Annotated in this window: 13 protein-coding genes and 1 tRNA gene; 7 read left to right on the top strand and 7 right to left on the bottom strand. The window is 70.2% G+C overall.

Annotated elements, in window-relative coordinates:
* Positions 1-293: 293 nt before the first annotated feature.
* From ACWGLC_RS17380 to ACWGLC_RS17365, 4 genes are all read right to left on the bottom strand, one after another.
* Positions 294-1694 carry a UDP-glucose dehydrogenase family protein gene (locus tag ACWGLC_RS17380; protein ID WP_452101043.1) on the bottom strand — a complete coding sequence of 467 codons (1401 nt, stop codon included), beginning with the start codon at positions 1692-1694 and terminating at the stop codon, positions 294-296.
* Between the two features lie 147 nt (positions 1695-1841).
* Positions 1842-2405 (bottom strand): dCTP deaminase, encoded by a 564-nt coding sequence (gene dcd / locus ACWGLC_RS17375; protein WP_452101042.1) that lies wholly within the window; start codon positions 2403-2405, stop codon positions 1842-1844.
* On the bottom strand, positions 2386-3156 hold the full coding sequence (locus tag ACWGLC_RS17370) for a hypothetical protein (RefSeq protein ID WP_452101041.1): 771 nt from the start codon (positions 3154-3156) through the stop codon (positions 2386-2388). Before ACWGLC_RS17370 ends, dcd begins: the two co-directional genes overlap by 20 nt.
* A gap of 186 nt (positions 3157-3342) precedes the next feature.
* Positions 3343-4146, bottom strand: a complete 804-nt coding sequence (locus tag ACWGLC_RS17365; protein ID WP_452101040.1) for a hypothetical protein — start codon at positions 4144-4146, stop codon at positions 3343-3345.
* A gap of 231 nt (positions 4147-4377) precedes the next feature.
* Between ACWGLC_RS17365 and ACWGLC_RS17360 the strand changes: the two genes are divergently transcribed.
* From ACWGLC_RS17360 to ACWGLC_RS17350, 3 genes are all read left to right on the top strand, one after another.
* The gene (locus tag ACWGLC_RS17360; RefSeq protein ID WP_452101039.1) at positions 4378-4671 is read left to right on the top strand and encodes a hypothetical protein; all 294 of its coding nucleotides are present in this window, start codon (positions 4378-4380) and stop codon (positions 4669-4671) included.
* Positions 4672-4744: 73 nt separating this feature from the next.
* Positions 4745-4818: transfer RNA gene (locus ACWGLC_RS17355), tRNA-Gly, on the top strand.
* A 139-nt stretch (positions 4819-4957) separates the two neighbouring features.
* Complete coding sequence (locus ACWGLC_RS17350) at positions 4958-6379, top strand: phytoene desaturase family protein (protein WP_452101038.1); 1422 nt, start codon at positions 4958-4960, stop codon at positions 6377-6379.
* 101 nt (positions 6380-6480) lie between these two features.
* On the opposite strand, the gene ACWGLC_RS17345 is transcribed toward ACWGLC_RS17350, so the two are convergent.
* The gene (locus ACWGLC_RS17345; RefSeq protein ID WP_452101037.1) at positions 6481-7962 is read right to left on the bottom strand and encodes a hypothetical protein; all 1482 of its coding nucleotides are present in this window, start codon (positions 7960-7962) and stop codon (positions 6481-6483) included.
* A 236-nt stretch (positions 7963-8198) separates the two neighbouring features.
* Between ACWGLC_RS17345 and ACWGLC_RS17340 the strand changes: the two genes are divergently transcribed.
* On the top strand, positions 8199-10037 hold the full coding sequence (locus ACWGLC_RS17340; RefSeq protein WP_452101036.1) for an acyl-CoA dehydrogenase: 1839 nt from the start codon (positions 8199-8201) through the stop codon (positions 10035-10037).
* 465 nt (positions 10038-10502) lie between these two features.
* Here ACWGLC_RS17340 and ACWGLC_RS17335 read toward each other — a convergent pair whose 3' ends face one another.
* Both ACWGLC_RS17335 and ACWGLC_RS17330 read right to left on the bottom strand, forming a co-directional pair.
* On the bottom strand, positions 10503-12434 hold the full coding sequence (locus tag ACWGLC_RS17335) for a VanW family protein (protein ID WP_452101035.1): 1932 nt from the start codon (positions 12432-12434) through the stop codon (positions 10503-10505).
* Positions 12435-12681: 247 nt separating this feature from the next.
* On the bottom strand, positions 12682-13995 hold the full coding sequence (locus tag ACWGLC_RS17330) for an acetyl-CoA C-acetyltransferase (protein ID WP_452101034.1): 1314 nt from the start codon (positions 13993-13995) through the stop codon (positions 12682-12684).
* Positions 13996-14120: 125 nt separating this feature from the next.
* On the opposite strand from ACWGLC_RS17330, the gene ACWGLC_RS17325 reads away from it, so the two are divergent.
* From ACWGLC_RS17325 to ACWGLC_RS17315, 3 genes are all read left to right on the top strand, one after another.
* The gene (locus ACWGLC_RS17325; protein WP_452101033.1) at positions 14121-15470 is read left to right on the top strand and encodes a 3-oxoacyl-ACP reductase; all 1350 of its coding nucleotides are present in this window, start codon (positions 14121-14123) and stop codon (positions 15468-15470) included.
* Positions 15471-15476: 6 nt separating this feature from the next.
* Positions 15477-16385 carry a MaoC family dehydratase gene (locus tag ACWGLC_RS17320; RefSeq protein WP_452101032.1) on the top strand — a complete coding sequence of 303 codons (909 nt, stop codon included), beginning with the start codon at positions 15477-15479 and terminating at the stop codon, positions 16383-16385.
* A 269-nt stretch (positions 16386-16654) separates the two neighbouring features.
* Entirely contained in the window at positions 16655-16921 is a 267-nt protein-coding gene (locus tag ACWGLC_RS17315) for a helix-turn-helix domain-containing protein (RefSeq protein ID WP_394277812.1), read from the top strand.
* The last annotated feature ends 63 nt before the right edge of the window (positions 16922-16984 follow it).

Here is a 16984-nt window from a genome sequence, read left to right as displayed (position 1 = left end):
GTCAAGATGAACGAACTCATCAACGGTGTTGCGCTGGCTCCCTGAGACCGCCTCGGGCGATGTGTGCGGAATGCTCTTCTCGACGGGGCGTCGGACCCGCCCGGCCTGCCCCGTTCGCCGGCCCAGCCGTTTGTCGACGCTACGGTGAGGCTTGATTGCAGCACCGCGAGGAACAGTCCGAAACTTCGCAGTGGTGCAACCAAACCGCGACATCGCGGCTCGGGGGCACGGCGTCGCGCACACGCGAGCGGGCAAATGCGACCGGCAAATGCGACCGCGCACGCAGTAGCCGGTCAGGCCCGGGCCATCGCCGCGCTTCCGACAGCCGCCGCCACCACTCCGGCGAGCGCCCGGGCGTCGGCAGGTGTGGACACACCACGCCCGAGGGCCCGGTAGGTCCAGCCCGCCTCCCGCCACCGCTCGCCCGGCATGCAGTTGCGGCCGTCCAGCAGGACCCGGCCGCGCGCGACCCGCGCGACCTCGGCCGGGTCCAGCTCCACGAACTCGCCCCACTCGGTCGCGACCAACACCACGTCGGCGCCCTCGCACGCCTCCAGCGCCGAGTCGGCGTAGGCGAGTGTGGGGAACAGGGCCCGGGCGTTGTCCAGCGCCTGCGGGTCGTACACCACGGCCCGCGCGCCCTTGAGCGAGAGCATGCCGGCCACGTTGAGCGCCGGCGAGTCCCGCACGTCGTCGGAGTTCGGCTTGAACGCCGCGCCCAGCACCGCCACGGTCTTGCCGATCACCGTCCCACCGCAAACCTCGGCCGCGAGGTCGACCATCTTGTCGCGTCGCCGCATGTTGATCGTGTCGACCTCACGCAGGAACGTCAGCGCCTGCGCCGCGCCCAGTTCACCGGCACGGGCCATGAACGCCCGGATGTCCTTGGGCAGGCAACCGCCGCCGAAGCCCAGGCCGGCGCCGAGGAACTTGCGCCCGATGCGCGGGTCCATCCCGATCGCGTCCGCCAGCACGGTCACGTCGGCGCCGGCGGCCTCGCACACCTCCGACACGGCGTTGATGAAGCTGATCTTGGTGGCCAGGAACGCATTGGCGCTCACCTTGACCATCTCGGAGGTGGCCAGGTCCGTGACGATCACCGGGCACGGATCGGATTCCATGATCGGCGCGTACGCCTCGTCGATCAGCGCCTTGGCCGTGCACTCCGGATCGGACAGGCCCACCACGATGCGGCCCGGCCGCAGGGTGTCCTCGACGGCGAACCCTTCGCGCAGGAACTCCGGATTCCACACCACGTCGACGCGCACCCCATCAGCCGCGGATCGGTCGGCGATCTCCTGCAGCCGCGCCGCCGTCCCGACCGGCACCGTCGACTTCCCCGCGACCACCGCGTCCCGGCTCACCAGCGGGGCCAGACGCGCCACCACGTCCTCTACGTGCGTGATGTCGGCCGCGAAGTCGCCCTTGCGCTGGGGCGTGCCCACTCCGATGAAGTGCAGGTCCGCGAACTCCGCGGCCTCCGCGTAGTCGGTGGTGAAGCGCAGCCGGCCCGACTCGACGTGCCTGGACAGGATCTCGGGCAGGCCCGGCTCGAAGAACGGGACCTCGCCCCGACACAGCCGGTCGACCTTGACCGCGTCCACGTCCACCCCGAGCACCTCGTGTCCGAGTTCGGCCATGCAGGCGGCGTGGGTGGCGCCGAGGTATCCGGTTCCGAAGACGGTCATACGCATGTCGTCATGCTATCGACACCGGTCAACCGGTCGGAGGACTCAGGATGACGCGCCGGGCGACGCCCGATGAACTCTCGGCGGCCCCGACCGGCCCCCCACCGGCCTGCCGACGTGCGCGCGGACCGCCGGACCGGCCCCGGCGCGCTGTCACTGGAAGTTGAGGTACGCCTTCGACGCCGTCGGCCCGCGCTGGCCCTGGTACTTGGAGCCCATCGCCGAACTGCCGTACGGGTTCTCGGCGGGGCTGGACAGCCGGAACAGGCAGAGCTGGCCGATCTTCATCCCGGGCCACAGGGTGATGGGCAGGTTGGCCACGTTCGACAGTTCGAGCGTGATGTGCCCGCCGAAGCCGGGGTCGATGAACCCGGCCGTGGAGTGGGTGAGCAGGCCGAGCCGCCCGAGCGAGGACTTGCCCTCGAGACGTCCGGCCAGGTCGTCGGGCAGTTCGAGCCGCTCGAGCGTGGCACCCAGGACGAACTCGCCTGGGTGCAGGACGAAGGGATCGCCGTCTGACACCTCGACCAGTTCGGTCAACTCGTCCTGCTGCTGCGCCGGGTCGATGTGGGTGTAGCGCGAGTTGTTGAACACGCGGAACCGGTGGTCGAGCCGGACGTCGATGCTCGAGGGCTGGATCAGCGACGGGTCGAACGGGTCGAGCGCGACCCGCCCGTCGGCGAGCTCGGCACGAAGGTCACGGTCGGAGAGCAGCACGATCCAGAGGGTACCGCGACCCGCCGGCGAGCAACCTGATCTGGGTCCCCAACTCGGCCACCTCGGTGCACGCCTCGGCGAACGGCAGCCGCTGCCGGTGGGTGTTGTCGTCGCGGTCGGTGAACTCGAGGTCCACGCCGGCGCGGTCGATTCCGACGAGCAGCGGTCGCTGCGCGGGCAGGCAGCGACACACGCGCATGGCGATCCGCGGGACGATCCGGCAGCGCGGATCGTTGAGGTGGTCGAGCCAGTGCCCCTCGAGGTCGGCGAACGGGTCGGGGCCGGACGTGGCGAGGTCGTCGGGCTCGATGTCGGTGACGCCGTCGTGGTCGGTGAGGACGATCCGGTCGGCGCGGAGCCGCACCAGCGCGAGGTCGCCGCCGACGCCCAGCAGTGAGGGGTCGGGGAGGTCCACGGCGATGTGGGTGGCCACGTGGCGCTGCGCGTGGCCGCCGGGCAGTTCGACCCGGCCTTCGACGACGACGACACGACGACACCGCCCGTCCGCGACCCCTCCGAGGATCACGTCCAGGACTTCGAGCCGGGCGCGCAGCCCCCCGGCGGTGATCGCGGCGGAGTCGGCCATCGGGATGACGAGCCAGAGGTCGGCCGTCCCGGGGGCGTGATGCGCCAGCGTCACGGTGGCGGCCGGGGTGCCGGACCCGATGGTCAGCGTTGCCCGGCCGCAGCGGCGGAGTGCGGAACCGACGCGCTCGGCGGGTTCGGGGACGGGCCCCACCAGTGATCGCATGGAGTCGAACCCCTCTCGTGGAATCGGTACCCGGCCCGTTCCGGCGCCTCAGGGATTGGCGCCGGAACGGTTCGGGGGCGGGGACGTGACTACCCGCGCCGATTAACTTAGGTAAGGCTCACCTACAACGCAAGGACTTGGCGGAAACTCAGCAGAAAATTATCCGCGCGGACCGGTCCGACAGGGTCAGGAATCGAGGAGTTCGAGCTCGGCGCGCAGCGTCTCGGAATCGAGGCAGACCTGCGAGAACGGCACTCGCACGACCTCGCGGAATCCGCCGCCGACCGAGGCCACGTCGAGGTCCAGGCCGCGGCCGTCGACGCCGACGATCCGCGGGTTCGTGCCGGCGATCTGCCGTCCGGCACGCAGCGCCACTCGCGCCGCCCATCCGGCGTCCGCCCCGATCCGGCGGAGCCAGGCCTGCTCGTCCACGCCGATCGGGTCGACGGGCGCCGCGGCGAGCTCGGCGCGGGAGACGATGTCCACGCCGTCACTGCCGAGGTACGTGATCTCCAGCGGCTGCAGCTCGCTCAGGCGCATAGAACCCAGGCCCCCGGCCGGGCTCATCGAGCCACCGTCCGCAGCCACAAGACGGCGGCGACGCGCATCGGACGACGCGGTGACGATCCCCGACATCGTGACGACCCCACGGATGACGGAGCAGTCGTCGTCGCACCCCTCGGGACGTGCCACCTGCCGGCCGTCCAGCGCGAACGACGGTCGCGGGGCGGCACCACGGCAGCGCCCGGTACAGACGGAGTCCACGATCTCGACGGTCGCGGAGGCGCCCACGGCGGCCACGCGGGCCTCGTCGCCGACAGCGCGGGACATGCCGTTGACGTCGACGACGAGGACCACGACGCCGTCGTCACGCACACGTGCCGAGCGCAGTGGACGGCGCAGGATCCCGGCCTCGATCGTTCCGACCGCGCCGCGGGCGAGCACCGTGCGGACACGCTCGGCGATGGGCTGCTGCGTCACGTCGTTCATCGCGCACCTCCAGGGCAGGGTGGCATCCGCCGGTCGATACTCCGACCCCTGAAACGGACCGCCCTCCTCATTAAGCGCTCTCGTCGGCCGAAATGCTACCCGCCAGTAACAAACGGGTGCGTGAAACTGGACACATCAACGTCCTCCGCCGGGCGCACGGGGGACCCCAGGGGCCCCGGCTGCAGCGACCGGATGTGCGCCGACCCCGGCTGACGTGGTGAAATGGGGCGCATGGACGAGTTCAGGGAAGAGCCCTCCAAGTACGTCTGGCGCTGGACCGTGTGGTCGTGGGTCTGCGTCGGACTGGCCGTACTCATCGTGCTGATGGGGATCACCAGCTACATGTCGCTCACCCCGTGGATCATCGGGGCGATCGCGGTGGCCGTGATCGGGGGCATCGGGTTCGGCTTCGTGCCCCGCGCCTCGCTCGACCAGCCCAGGCGGCCCATGACGTCGAGCGCGCGCCGCAAGGCCGCCGCCGCGAAGCGGAAGTCCGCCGAGAAGCCCGCGACCGACGAGAAGTAGGAGCAGCGCGACCGACCCGCGGCGGTAATGCGCGGCGGGGGCGTGCTAACCTGAACCAGCCCGAGCGGGCAGTGCCGATGTAGTTCAATGGTAGAACTTCTGCTTCCCAAGCAGACAGCGCGGGTTCGATTCCCGTCATCGGCTCCAAGTAGTGTCCCGGATCCTCGTTGGTCCGGGACATTCCTCATTTTGCGGAGCCATCCCCGCAGACGCGGCGAGGGGCCGCTCGCCGACAGGTCCGCCGTGACCCGTCGCGACGAGTCCACGGTGGGATAGAACTGATCCCATGCCCTCAGCAATCATCGTCGGAAGCGGGCCCAACGGTCTGGCAGCCGCGTTGACACTGGCCGCCGGTGGAGTCGATGTAACCGTCCTGGAAGCATCCGACTCCATCGGCGGCGGCACCAGGTCCGGCGAGCTGACGCTGCCGGGCCTGCTGCACGACCACTGCTCGGGGTTCCACCCACTGGCTGTCGACACCGGCTTCAGCCGCCAGTTCGGCCTCGAGGACTACGGCCTGCGCTGGTCGCTGCCGGAGGTCCAGTACTCCCACCCGTTGGACGGTGGACGTGGCGCGTCGGTGTGGCGATCGGTGGACCGCACCGCCGGGGAACTGGGCGACGACGACAACGAGTCCTACCGCCGGATGTTCGGACCGTTGACCCGGCGGTTTCCCCAGATCGTCGACGAGTTCCTGCAGCCGCTGGTCCACGTGCCCGGCCACCCGGTCCCGCTGGCGAGGTTCGGGCTGTACGCGGCACTGCCCGCCGCACTCCTGGCCCGCCGCTGGGAGTCCGAGGAGGCGCGGGCGCTGTTCGCCGGCGTGGCCGCGCACTCGTTCCGCCCCCTGGGCTCGGTGATGTCGTCGGCGATCGGCGTCGCCCTCGGCACCGCCGCGCACCGGTACGGCTGGCCGGTGGCGGCCGCCGGCTCGTCCACCATCACTACCGCGATGGCCACCCGCCTCGCCGAGTTCGGAGGCCGGATCGAGACCGGCGTCTCCGTTCGGGACCACCGCGAGCTGGGCCGCCCCGACCTGCTCCTGCTCAACACCTCCCCCTCCGCGGCCGCCGACATCCTCGGCGACGACCTGCCCCCGCGGGTCGGCCGCGCCTATCGACGGTTCCGGCACGGCCCCGCCGCGTTCCAGGTGGCGTTCGCCGTGGAGGGCGGGATCCCCTGGGCCCACGAGCCCTCCCGACATGCGGGCACGGTCCACGTGGGCGGAACGCTTCCCGAGATCGCCGACGCTGAACGGCGGGTCGTGCGCGGGGAGATGCCGGAACGTCCGTTCATCCTGGTGGGGCAGCAGTCCGTCGCCGACCCGCACCGCGCGAAGGACGGCGTCCATCCCGTCGACGCCTACGCCCACGTCCCCGCCGGGTGGACCGGTGATGCCACCCGGACGATCATCGACCAGATCGAGCGGTTCGCACCGGGCTTCCGGGACCGGATCCGCTCCACCCGGTCACTGTCGACCCAGCAGATCGAGGATTATGACCCCAACTTCGTCGGCGGCGACATCGTCACCGGCGCCAACACGCCGTTCCAGCTGGTCTTCCGCCCCCGGGTGGCCCTCAACCCCTACTCGGCGGGGATCCCGGGCGTGTACATCTGCTCTGCGGCGGCCCCGCCCGGCGCCGGCGCCCACGGGATGGCGGGGTGGAACGCCGCCCGCTCCGCCCTGGCGCATCTGAGATCGCGGTGACGGCGGGCGCAGCACAATGACGTCATGCTGATCACCACGCCGCAGGGGCCCGCGGAGAATTACTCCGACACGGACGCTCGGCCGGTCGACCGCGCGACCGACTAGGTCAGCCTGTTGTTGCCCTCCCCGCCGCGGCGGCGCAGGCGCTGGAAACCCGGGATGCCGTTCAGCGCCTCCAGGCAGTTGTTCGCCACCACGAGGATCTCGGACAGCTCCGGCGCCACGGTGTCGAGAGACCTGACCACCGGCAGGACGTCCGTCTCCACCGCCTTGATGATCGCCGGCAGGTTGTCGATCACGTCGAGGACGGCCTCGAAGTCGTCAGAGTCCACGGTGTCGGCGACCCGCCCCACGACCGGCATGAGCTTGGTGGCCACGTCGTCGGCCACCACCAGCAGTTCGGTGACCCGGGTGGCGATGAGCTTGGCCTGATCCGACAGGACGCCCTCCTCGAGAAGCAGCTCCTCCAGGACGGGACGCACCTCCGCGACGGTGGTCTCCACGAGTTCGAGGACGGGTGTCACGCGCTCCACGAGTTGCTCGGCGTCCCCCACCGTCGAGTCAGCTCGGAGGACGACGCCCTCGGCGGCGCCCACCGTGGAGTCGACCCGCACGACGAGGCCGTCCGCCGAATCCACCGTCGAGTCGACGCGCAGGACGAGGTCCTCGGCGTCGCCGACCGCGGTCGCGACCCGGCGCACCAGCTGCGCGGCGTCACCCACGGTCGAGTCCACACGCAGCACCAGTCCCTCGGCGGAGCCGACTGTCGAGTCCACACGCAGCACCAGCTGCTCGGCGGCGCCCACCGCGGAATCGATCCGCAGGACGAGCTCCTCGGCGTCACCGACCGCAGCCGCCACGCGCTCCACGAGTTGCTCGGCGTCGGTCACCGCCGAATCCACCCGCAGCACCAACCCCTCGGCGTCGTCGACCGCCGAGCCGATTCGCACGACGAGCCCCTCCGCGGCACCGACCGCCGAATCCACCCGCACGACGAGCTGCTCGGCGTCGCCGACCGCAGCCACCACGCGCTCCACGAGTTGCTCGGCGTCGGTCACCGCCGAATCCACCCGCAGCACCAACCCCTCGGCGTCGGTCACCGCCGAACCCACGCGCAGCACCAGACCCTCGGCGTCGGTCACCGCCGAATCCACCCGCAGCACCAGCCCCTCGACGTGGCCGGCAACCGTCTCCACCCGGCCGACGATCGGTTCGACCCTGTCGACCACCGGCTCGACCCTGCCCACCGCGGTCTCGACGCGGGCGACGATCCCCTCCGCCGCACCGACCGCGAGCTCGGCGCGGGTGACGGTCCGGCCGACGCGGGCCACCGTGTCGTCGACCTCGTCCACCGAGTTCGCCGCGGCGAGGATGACCTGGTCGACCGCGGCCACCGCACGGTCGATGTTGGCGATGATCGAATTGACCCTGGCCACGATCAGTTCGGCATCCTCCAGCAGGAGCGCGATGCGCGCGGGGATGGACCACATGTACCGCGCGACGCGGATCTCCCACGCGACGAGGCGGGTCGCGGCACCGACTACCGACGACGGACCGGGGAACCTCGGCTGGATATCTGACATATGCCGATGATGCCCCACTCTCACGCTCATCGTGACCAGCACATACGACTCGGCCCGAGGTCTGCAGAATGACAACGGAAAAACAGAGCCATCCCTCACCTTGGACTGTTTGCTGACAACCCATTAGCATCGATCTTGTTACCGGCGAGTAGGTTCCGGCATGCGGCCGCGACCTGCAGCGTTTCGACCGGCATAACCAAATCCATGACACCGCACTCCGAACGGAGAAGACCGATATGGGTCATTACAAGAGCAACGTCCGGGATCTCGAGTTCAACCTCTTCGAGGTCCTGCGAATCAACGAGGCACTGGACGCCGGCGAGTTCGGCGACATGGACACGGAGACCGCCAAGGGCATCCTCAGCGAGGTTCAGACGCTGACCGAGGGTCCCGTCGCCGAGTCCTTCGCCTCCGCCGACCGCAACCCGCCGGTCTTCGACCCGGAGACCCACTCGGTCTCGATCCCGGAGGACTTCAAGAAGTCCTTCGCCGCCTGGTACGACGCCGGCTACACGCTCATGGGCCTCCCGGAGGACCTCGGCGGCATGCCGTCCCCGCGCAGCCTGGTCTGGGCCACCGGCGAGATGATGCTCGGCGCGAACCCGGCCGCCTACATGTACTCGGCCGGCCCGTCCTTCGCCGCCGTGATGTACGAGAACGGCACCGAGGAGCAGAAGAAGTGGGCCACCACCTGCGTCGAGCGCGGCTGGGGCGCCACCATGGTCCTCACCGAGCCTGATGCCGGCTCCGACGTGGGCGCGGGCCGTACCAAGGCCGTCAAGCAGGACGACGGCTCGTGGCACATCGAGGGCGTCAAGCGCTTCATCACCTCGGCGGACTCGGACGACATGTTCGAGAACATCTTCCACCTGGTCCTGGCCCGCCCCGAGGGCGCCGGTCCCGGCACCAAGGGCCTGTCCCTGTTCTTCGTGCCGAAGTTCCACTTCGACTTCGAGGCCGGCGAGATGGGCGAGCGCAACGGCGTCTTCGTCACAAACGTCGAGCACAAGATGGGCCTCAAGGTCTCCACTACGTGTGAGCTGACCTTCGGCGGCCACGGCGTCCCGGCCAAGGGCTGGATGATCGGCGGCGACGAGCTCAACCAGGGCATCCGTCAGATGTTCGACGTCATCGAGCACGCCCGCATGATGGTCGGCACCAAGGCCATCTCCACGCTGTCGACCGGCTACCTCAACGCCCTCGAGTACGCCAAGGAGCGCGTCCAGGGCGGCGACATGACCGAGATGGCCGACAAGAACGCCCCGCGCGTCACCATCACGCATCACCCGGACGTCCGCCGCGCGTTGATCCGCCAGAAGGCGTTCGCCGAGGGTCTGCGCGCCGTGTACATGTACACCGCCGCCCACCAGGACGACACCATCGCCGCGCGCGTCTCCGGCGCCGACGCCGAGATGGCCCACCGCGTCAACGACCTGCTGCTGCCGATCGTCAAGGGTGTCGGCTCCGAGCGTGCCTACGAGCTGCTCACCGAGTCGCTGCAGACCTTCGGCGGCTCCGGCTTCCTGCAGGACTACCCCATCGAGCAGTACATCCGTGACGCCAAGATCGACTCCCTCTACGAGGGCACCACGGCGATCCAGGCGCAGGACTTCTTCTTCCGCAAGATCGCCCGCGACCGCGGCACCGCCGTCGGCCACGTGTCGGCGCAGGTCAAGAAGTTCCTGGAGAACGACAACTCGAACGGCGCGCTCGCCGCCGAGCGCGAGCGCCTCGCCACCGCCCTGGGCGATGTCGAGGCCATGCTCGGCACCTGCTTCGAGCACCTGATGGGCTCGCAGGAGGAGCCGAAGCGCCTGTACACCATCGGCCTCGCGTCGGTGCGCGTGCTGATGGCCTTCGGCGACCTGGTCATGGGCTGGCGTCTGCTGGAAGGCGCGGAGGTCGCGCTCGGAGCCCTCGAGGGCGCCAACGACGACGACAAGGCCTTCTACAACGGCAAGATCGCGGCGGCCCGCTGGTTCGCCAAGAACGAGCTCCCGCTGCTGACCGCCACCCGCGGGATCGTCGCCGACCTCGGCAACGACCTCATGGAGCTGGACGAGGCCGCATTCTGATCTAGACTGCGCCCACGCAGAAGTCGCACGAGAACTCTGAGCGGGCACGTCCCGGACGGGCCCCGCGCCTGAGCCGACTCTGGGCCCCGCGCCACCACGGCGCGGGGCCCACTGTCGTCTGGCCGGCCGCCACTCAGCTCGCCCACTCAGCTCACCCCGTCCGCATCCGCCCGCGCCCCAGAGCCGCCAGCCCCCGCCCCGCGCGCGGCCCGTCACCGGCAACCCCCAACCCCGCCCACTGGTTGCAAGACATCCCATCCCGGCTGCACGACGAATGGCGCGGAATCCATGCCAGAAATCGCACCTGTTGTCAGGCAACTCGCGACGCATGTCTTGCAACCGCGGGGCTCGGGTCCTGCAACGGCGGGTTGCTCGGTCGGGGCGAGGCGTACGGGGCGAGGCGTACGGGAGCGGGGCGTAAGGGGCGCGGGGCGTAAGGGGGTGGGCGTACGAGGCCGGGCGCGGTCAGTTGCCGGGGAGCCCGGGGATGCCGGGGAGTTCGATGCGCGGCAGCCCCGGGATCTCGAGAGCCGGCGGTCCCGGCGGAGGGGCGTCCTCGCCGGGTGCGGGGGGTGCGTCGTCTCCCCGGCACTCGATCCGGTCGCGGGGCGGGTACGTCGACGAGAAGCTGTCCGAGCTGACCCGGTCGTTTCCGCGCATCACCACCCGCGTGATGCTGACGGTGAAGCCGTCCTCACCCGCGGACGGGGTACAGCCGGCCGAGGTGACGACCCGGGTCCGCGGCGGCTGGATGTTGGTGCGCGGGGAGGTCGAGATGCGCACGTCGTACTCGGGCGTGCCCCACAGGCGGACGGTCACCGAGCTCGCGCTCGCCGCGGCGTCGATCACCAGCGCGGTGCCCTGCGCGTTGCGGAATCCCACGGCCGCCGAAGCTGTGGCGTCGCGGCCGACGGGGAAGGCGGTGCTGTCGACGCCCCTGGCGGTCCGCTGGATGTCCTGGGCGCCGGCCTGCAGCGCGGCATTGAACAGGGCGGTGGCCACGGCGTCCGCGGAGGTGTCCCCGGACGCGGTTCCGGCCACCGCCTCCATGGAGAAGCTCTCGCCGGCGGGGACGAACTGCCCGGCCAGTTCCGCGATCATCGACTGCGCCTGGCCGTTCGCGCCCACCGCCACGGTGAACTCGCCGACGGGTGCCCGGATCCCGGCCTTCTCGGCGTCCGCTGTGCTGAGCTCCGGGTCGCGACCGACGTAGCTGACAGGCATGACGCGCGGTCCCTCGAGGTCGGTGAGCTGACCCGGCAGCGCCCCGAGCAGCGGTCCCCACTCGATGGTGCGCCCCTGGACGGCGGGCACGACCGTGGCCGTGTCGCCGCTGAACGAGAAGGTGGCGTCCCTGCCCTCCTGCTCGGTCTCCTCCAGCAGGGGCTCGAGGATCCCCTTGGCGGCATCGGCGTCGAAGCGGGGTTCGAGTTCGGCGCCCTCGCGGACGAAGGACAGGTACTCGCCGATCCGGTCCCTCGGGAACACGACCGGAACCGCATCGGGGTCGTCGCGGACCACCATCTCGATCTCACGCTCGGACGGGTTGGCGCGCGGCTGTCCCGGGGCGGGCGGCGGGACCGGCATCCGGGTGGGGATGGTCTCGGTGGGCGGCTCGGCGCCGTCGGGCCGCAGCCGCGAGGCCAGCAGCGTGACGTCGCGGGATGCGGCGGGCTCGGCCACCTCGCGGATGAGGGCGCGCACCTCGTCGGCGTCGGTCTCGGTCGGCGTGAACTCGACCGGCAGGTCCACACCGTCCTCGTTGAGCCAGTTTTCCAGTACCGCGTCGCGCGAGTTCTCGATCTCCAGGCGCTGCCCGTCCAGCGGGATCGCGGAGCGGACCTTCGCCTGGTCGAACCAGATGGCGCCCTCGCGGGGCTCGAAGTCGGCCTGCAGCGCCAGTCGCTCGAGGAAGTTGGTGAGGCGCTCGTCCGGGATGACGCTCGCGATCCCTACGTCGCGCGTCCAGACGAGGCTGATCAGGCGGGTGAACGGGTTGAGCGGCTGTTCGCCCCCGCGGTCGAGGGTTCCCTGCCAGTCGACGGACAAGCCGACCGCCCGGGGGTCGAGTGTCGTCGACACCACGCCGGCGCGCAGGTCCACCTCTTCGTCGACCCGCGGCCCCAACTCCGTGATCAGGCGCTGTTCGGCGTCGACGGTGCGCATCCCACCGACGTTGATCCCGGCGACCTCGGTTCCGCGCGGCACGCGGCCGATGCTGTTGACCAGGTCGAACCCGTACAGCACCGCAAGTCCCATGAAGATCCCGACGGCGGTGTAGATCCAGCGTGACCGCACCCGGTACCGGCGGCGATCGGACGCAGCCGGACGAGGGGCCGTACCCTCGATCTCGACGGGGCGGGCCGGGCCGCCGTCGTGGATGGTGGAATCGTCCACGCGCTCTCACGCTCCTCACGGGTGGCGGCACCGGTTCGGCGGGCCGCCGAAACCGGTTCCTGTGGGATGCCCCACCCGAACCACTGGGTCCACTATGGCGGACCGGTACCGATGAGTGCAGCCCCCGCGCCGAACGCGGGGGCTGCACTCACTCACGGGATCAGCCCGTGACCTGTTGGATCGAGGATACGTTTATCTGATGGCGGACGGGCCCGACGTGCCGGGCCGCGTCGGATCCGCCTCGGCGTTAGCGCTCGACGATCGCGGTGACGCCTTGGCCACCTGCGGCGCAGATGGAGATGAGCGCGCGGCCCGACCCCTTCTCCTCGAGCAGCTTGGCGGTGGCGGCCAGGATGCGCGCACCGGTCGCGGCGAACGGGTGGCCGGCCGCCAGCGAGGAGCCGTTGACGTTGAGCTTGCTGCGGTCGATCGAGCCCAGTGCGGAGTCCAGGCCGAGACGCTCGGTGCAGTACTCCTCGGACTCCCAGGCCGCGAGCGTGGCCAGGACCTGCGAGGCGAAGGCCTCGTGGATCTCGTAGAAGTCGAAGTCCTGCAGGGTCAGGCCGTTGCGCTCGAGCAGGCGCGGCACCGCGTAGGTCGGGGCCATGAGCAGGCCGTCCGGGGTGCGGCCGTCGTGACCGTGGATGAAGTCGACCGCGGCGGTCTCGGAGTCCACCAGGTAGGCACGGACCGGGAGCTTGTTCTCCTTGGCCCACTCCTCGCTGGCCAGCAGCACCGCGGAGGCACCGTCGGTGAGCGGGGTGGAGTTGCCGGCCGTCATGGTGGCCTCGGTGCCGTGGGCCTCGGCGTCACGCTTGCCGAAGACGGGCTTGAGCTTGGCCAGCTTCTCGGCCGAGGAGTCGGGGCGCAGGTTGTCGTCGCGCTGCACGCCCAGGTACGGGGTGACCAGGTCGTCCTGGAAGCCGGAGTCGTAGGAGGCGGCGAGGTTCTTGTGGCTCTCCGCGGCCAGGGCGTCCTGGTCCTCACGGGTGACGCCGAGCTCGCGGGCGGTGATGGCGGCGTGCTCGCCCATCGACAGGCCGGTGCGCGGCTCGGCGTTCTGCGGCTGCTCGGGGACGATCGCCTGCGGGCGGATGTCACCGAGAAGCTTGATCCGGTCAAGGTTGGTCTTGGCGGCGGAAACCTTGATGAGGATCTTGCGCAGGTCGTCATTGACGGCGAGCGGGGCATCCGAGGTGGTGTCGGAGCCGCCGGCGATACCGGAGTCGATACGGCCCATGGCGATCTGGTCGCCGATCTGAATGGCGGTGGCCAGGCCGGTGCCGCAGGCCTGCTGCACGTCGTAGGCCGGGGTGGAGGAGTCGAGCACGGAGCCGATGACCGACTCACGAGTGAGGTTGAAGTCACGGGCGTGCTTGAGCACGGCGCCGGCGGCGACGGCGCCGAGGCGCTTGCCCTGCAGGTTGTAGCGGGCGGCCAGGCCGTCGATCGTGGCAGTGAGCATGTCCTGGTTGGAGGCGTCCGCGTACTTGCCGTTCGAGCGCGCGAAGGGGACTCGGTTGCCGCCGACGATGGCGACCTTGCGGGGGCTGGTGGTCACGTGTGTCACTCCCGTTTTTCTTCTCGGTATCCGTTGGCCCAAAGCGCGGCCCAACGAGTATTGTTACTCGGGAGTAAGTTACTTGTCGACCCCGCACTACCGAAACTCCCCAGGAGATGATCGCCATGGCACAGGGCAACCTCGACCTCTACTCCCAGTTCGTCACCTCGGCCCCCGGGTCATTCATCGCCGGCAAGGTCGGTCTCCCGCAGCCCGAGCAGCTCCGCCGCCACGAGGTGGGCCAGCCCGCGCTCCACGGCCCGGTACTGGTCGGCGGTGAGGGTCGCCTCGTCGAGCCCGTGCGCGAGATGCTGCAGGGCGACTACGAGATCGCCGGCGCGGACGCCGAGGGCAAGTTCGCCGGCCTGGTCTTCGACGCCACGGGCATCCGCTCCCCCGAGGAACTCAGGTCCCTGTTCGACTTCTTCAACCCCGTCGTGCGTCGCGTCGCCCCGAGCGGCCGAATCGTGGTGCTGGGCACCACCCCCGAGGAGACGGGCGCGGTCGACGAGCGCATCGCCCAGCGCGCGCTCGAGGGCTTCACCCGGTCGCTCGGCAAGGAGATGAAGCGCGGCGCCACCGTGCAGCTGGTGTACGTGTCCGCGGATGCCGACACCGGCGCCTCGGGCCTGGAGTCCACCCTTCGCTTCATCCTGTCCGGCAAGTCGGCCTACGTCGACGGCCAGGTGTTCACCGTGGGCGCCGGCGCAGCGAGCGCCCCCGCCTCGTGGGACCGTCCGCTCGAGGGCAAGGTCGCCGTCGTCACCGGCGCGGCCCGGGGCATCGGTGCCGAGATCGCGGCGGTCCTGTCGCGCGACGGCGCGCACGTGATCTGCTGCGACATCCCGGCCGCCGGCGAGTCGCTCGCGGCCACCGCCAACAAGGTCGGCGGCACCTCCTTGCCGCTGGACGTCACGGCCGCCGACGCCGCCGAGGTCCTGGCCCAGCACGTCAAGGACCGTCACGACGGCACGATCGACATCCTGGTCCACAATGCCGGTATCACCCGCGACAAGACCCTGGCCGGCATGGACGCCGCCCGCTGGGACTCGGTCATGTCCGTCAACCTGATCGCCCCCGAGCGCATCACCGCCGAGCTCGCCGAGAACGGCGTGCTGGGCGAGGGCTCGCGCGTGGTGGGCGTGTCCTCGATGGCCGGCATCGCCGGTAACCGCGGCCAGACCAACTACGCCGCGTCCAAGGCCGGCGTGATCGGCTTCGTCGACGGCGCCTCCACCGAGCTGGCGTCCAAGAAGGTCACGGTCAACGCCGTGGCCCCGGGCTTCATCGAGACCCAGATGACCGCCGCGATCCCCTTCGCCACGCGCGAGGCCGGCCGCCGTATGAACTCGATGCAGCAGGGTGGCCTCCCGGTCGACGTGGCCGAGACGATCGCCTACTTCGCCAGCCCCGCCTCCTCCGCGGTCACGGGCAACGTGATCCGCGTGTGTGGCCAGTCGCTGCTGGGCGCGTGATCTGACATGGAGTACAGGAAGCTCCCCGGGATCCCCAACCTGCTGTCGCAGTACGGCAGGGCCGCGCTCGGCTCGGTGCCCGTCGTGGGTGGCAGCCGTGACGCCACGTCGCTGCCTGCGAAGGGCGTCGAGGTGTCGGGTGTGAAGGTCGACGTGGCCAACCTCGCCGCGTACACCCGCGTCTGCGGCCTGCGCCTGAGCGACGCCCTACCGCTGACGTACCCGTTCACGCTGTCGTTCCCGTTGACGATGCAGCTCATGCTGGACCCGGGTTTCCCGTTCCCGGCCATGGGGTCGGTGCACCTGCTCAACGAGATCTCCTCCCGCCGCGCCCTGCGCGTCGGTGACGAGCTGTCCATCCGGTCGCACGCCGAGAACCTGCGCGAGCACCCGTCGGGGCTGCTGGTGGAAGTGGTCACGGAGATCCGGACGGGCGACGACGACGAGCCCGCGTGGCTCCAGCGTTCCAGCATGCTGTCCAAGCGCCGGACGTCTCTGACCCCGGCCAAGGACGCGCCGCGTCCGCCGCGGCCCGAGCCGCCGACCGCCGAGGAGATCGGCGATCCCACGGTGGTCAAGTCCGTCACCGAGGCGCAGATCGCGGAGTACGCGTCCGTCTCGGGTGACCGCAACCCGATCCACGTCTCCGGTCTGGGCGCCAAGGCGTTCGGCTTCCCGAACGTGATCGCCCACGGCATGTGGACGGCGGCGACGCTGCTCGGATCGGTCGAGGGCGAGATCCCGGAGCGGGCCCGCTACTCGGTCGAGTTCGGCAAGCCCGTGGTCCTGCCGGCCAAGCTGGGCGTCTACGCCCGGCGTGCGGTGGCCGCAGGCGATCCGGCCTGGACGATCACCGCGCGCAATCCCCGCAAGCTGGGCACCGTGCACGCCACGGCGACGCTCGAGGAGCTCTAGCCTCACTCCACTCGCGGTTTCCACACTGAACCCCGGGCATCTGCTGGCTCATCCGGCAGGTGGCCGGGGTTTCTGTCGGTTGCCAAACGGGCATTGCACCCTGGTGCGCCATCGGCCAACCACGCCACGATCTGGCCCGACGAGGCCAAGAAACCCTTCCCCACCAGCCGGGACACCCACGCCGGTAACTTATATTCTGTAAAGTTACCCTTGCCGGAACGGTTAACTACCCCTTGACGGTACCCGTGGCGCACGCGGACACTCAGAGCATGGAGACCCCTCGCCTGGTCGAGCTCATCGACGCCCACAAACGCGCCTACGGCGTCGGCGAGTCCGAGCTAGCCCGCCGAATCGGGATCACCCGCCAGAATCTGCACCTATGGCGCACCCGCGGACTGCGCGGCCTGCCAGCCCGAACGACCCTCGACGGCATGGCTACCGAACTGCATCTTCCGTATATCCGGGTTCTCGAGGCGGCCTTGCGCGATGTCGGCTACCTCGACGACACCGACGGATTATCAGGCGTACCGGCATGACCGCCCCTTGGTGGCTGCGCCTATTTCACGGTTCTGCCAACTGATGCGGCGATTCTCCGGGCA

This window comes from Dietzia sp. NPDC055877, from assembly GCF_053615975.1.
This window is presented reverse-complemented; position numbering and strand designations above follow the sequence as displayed.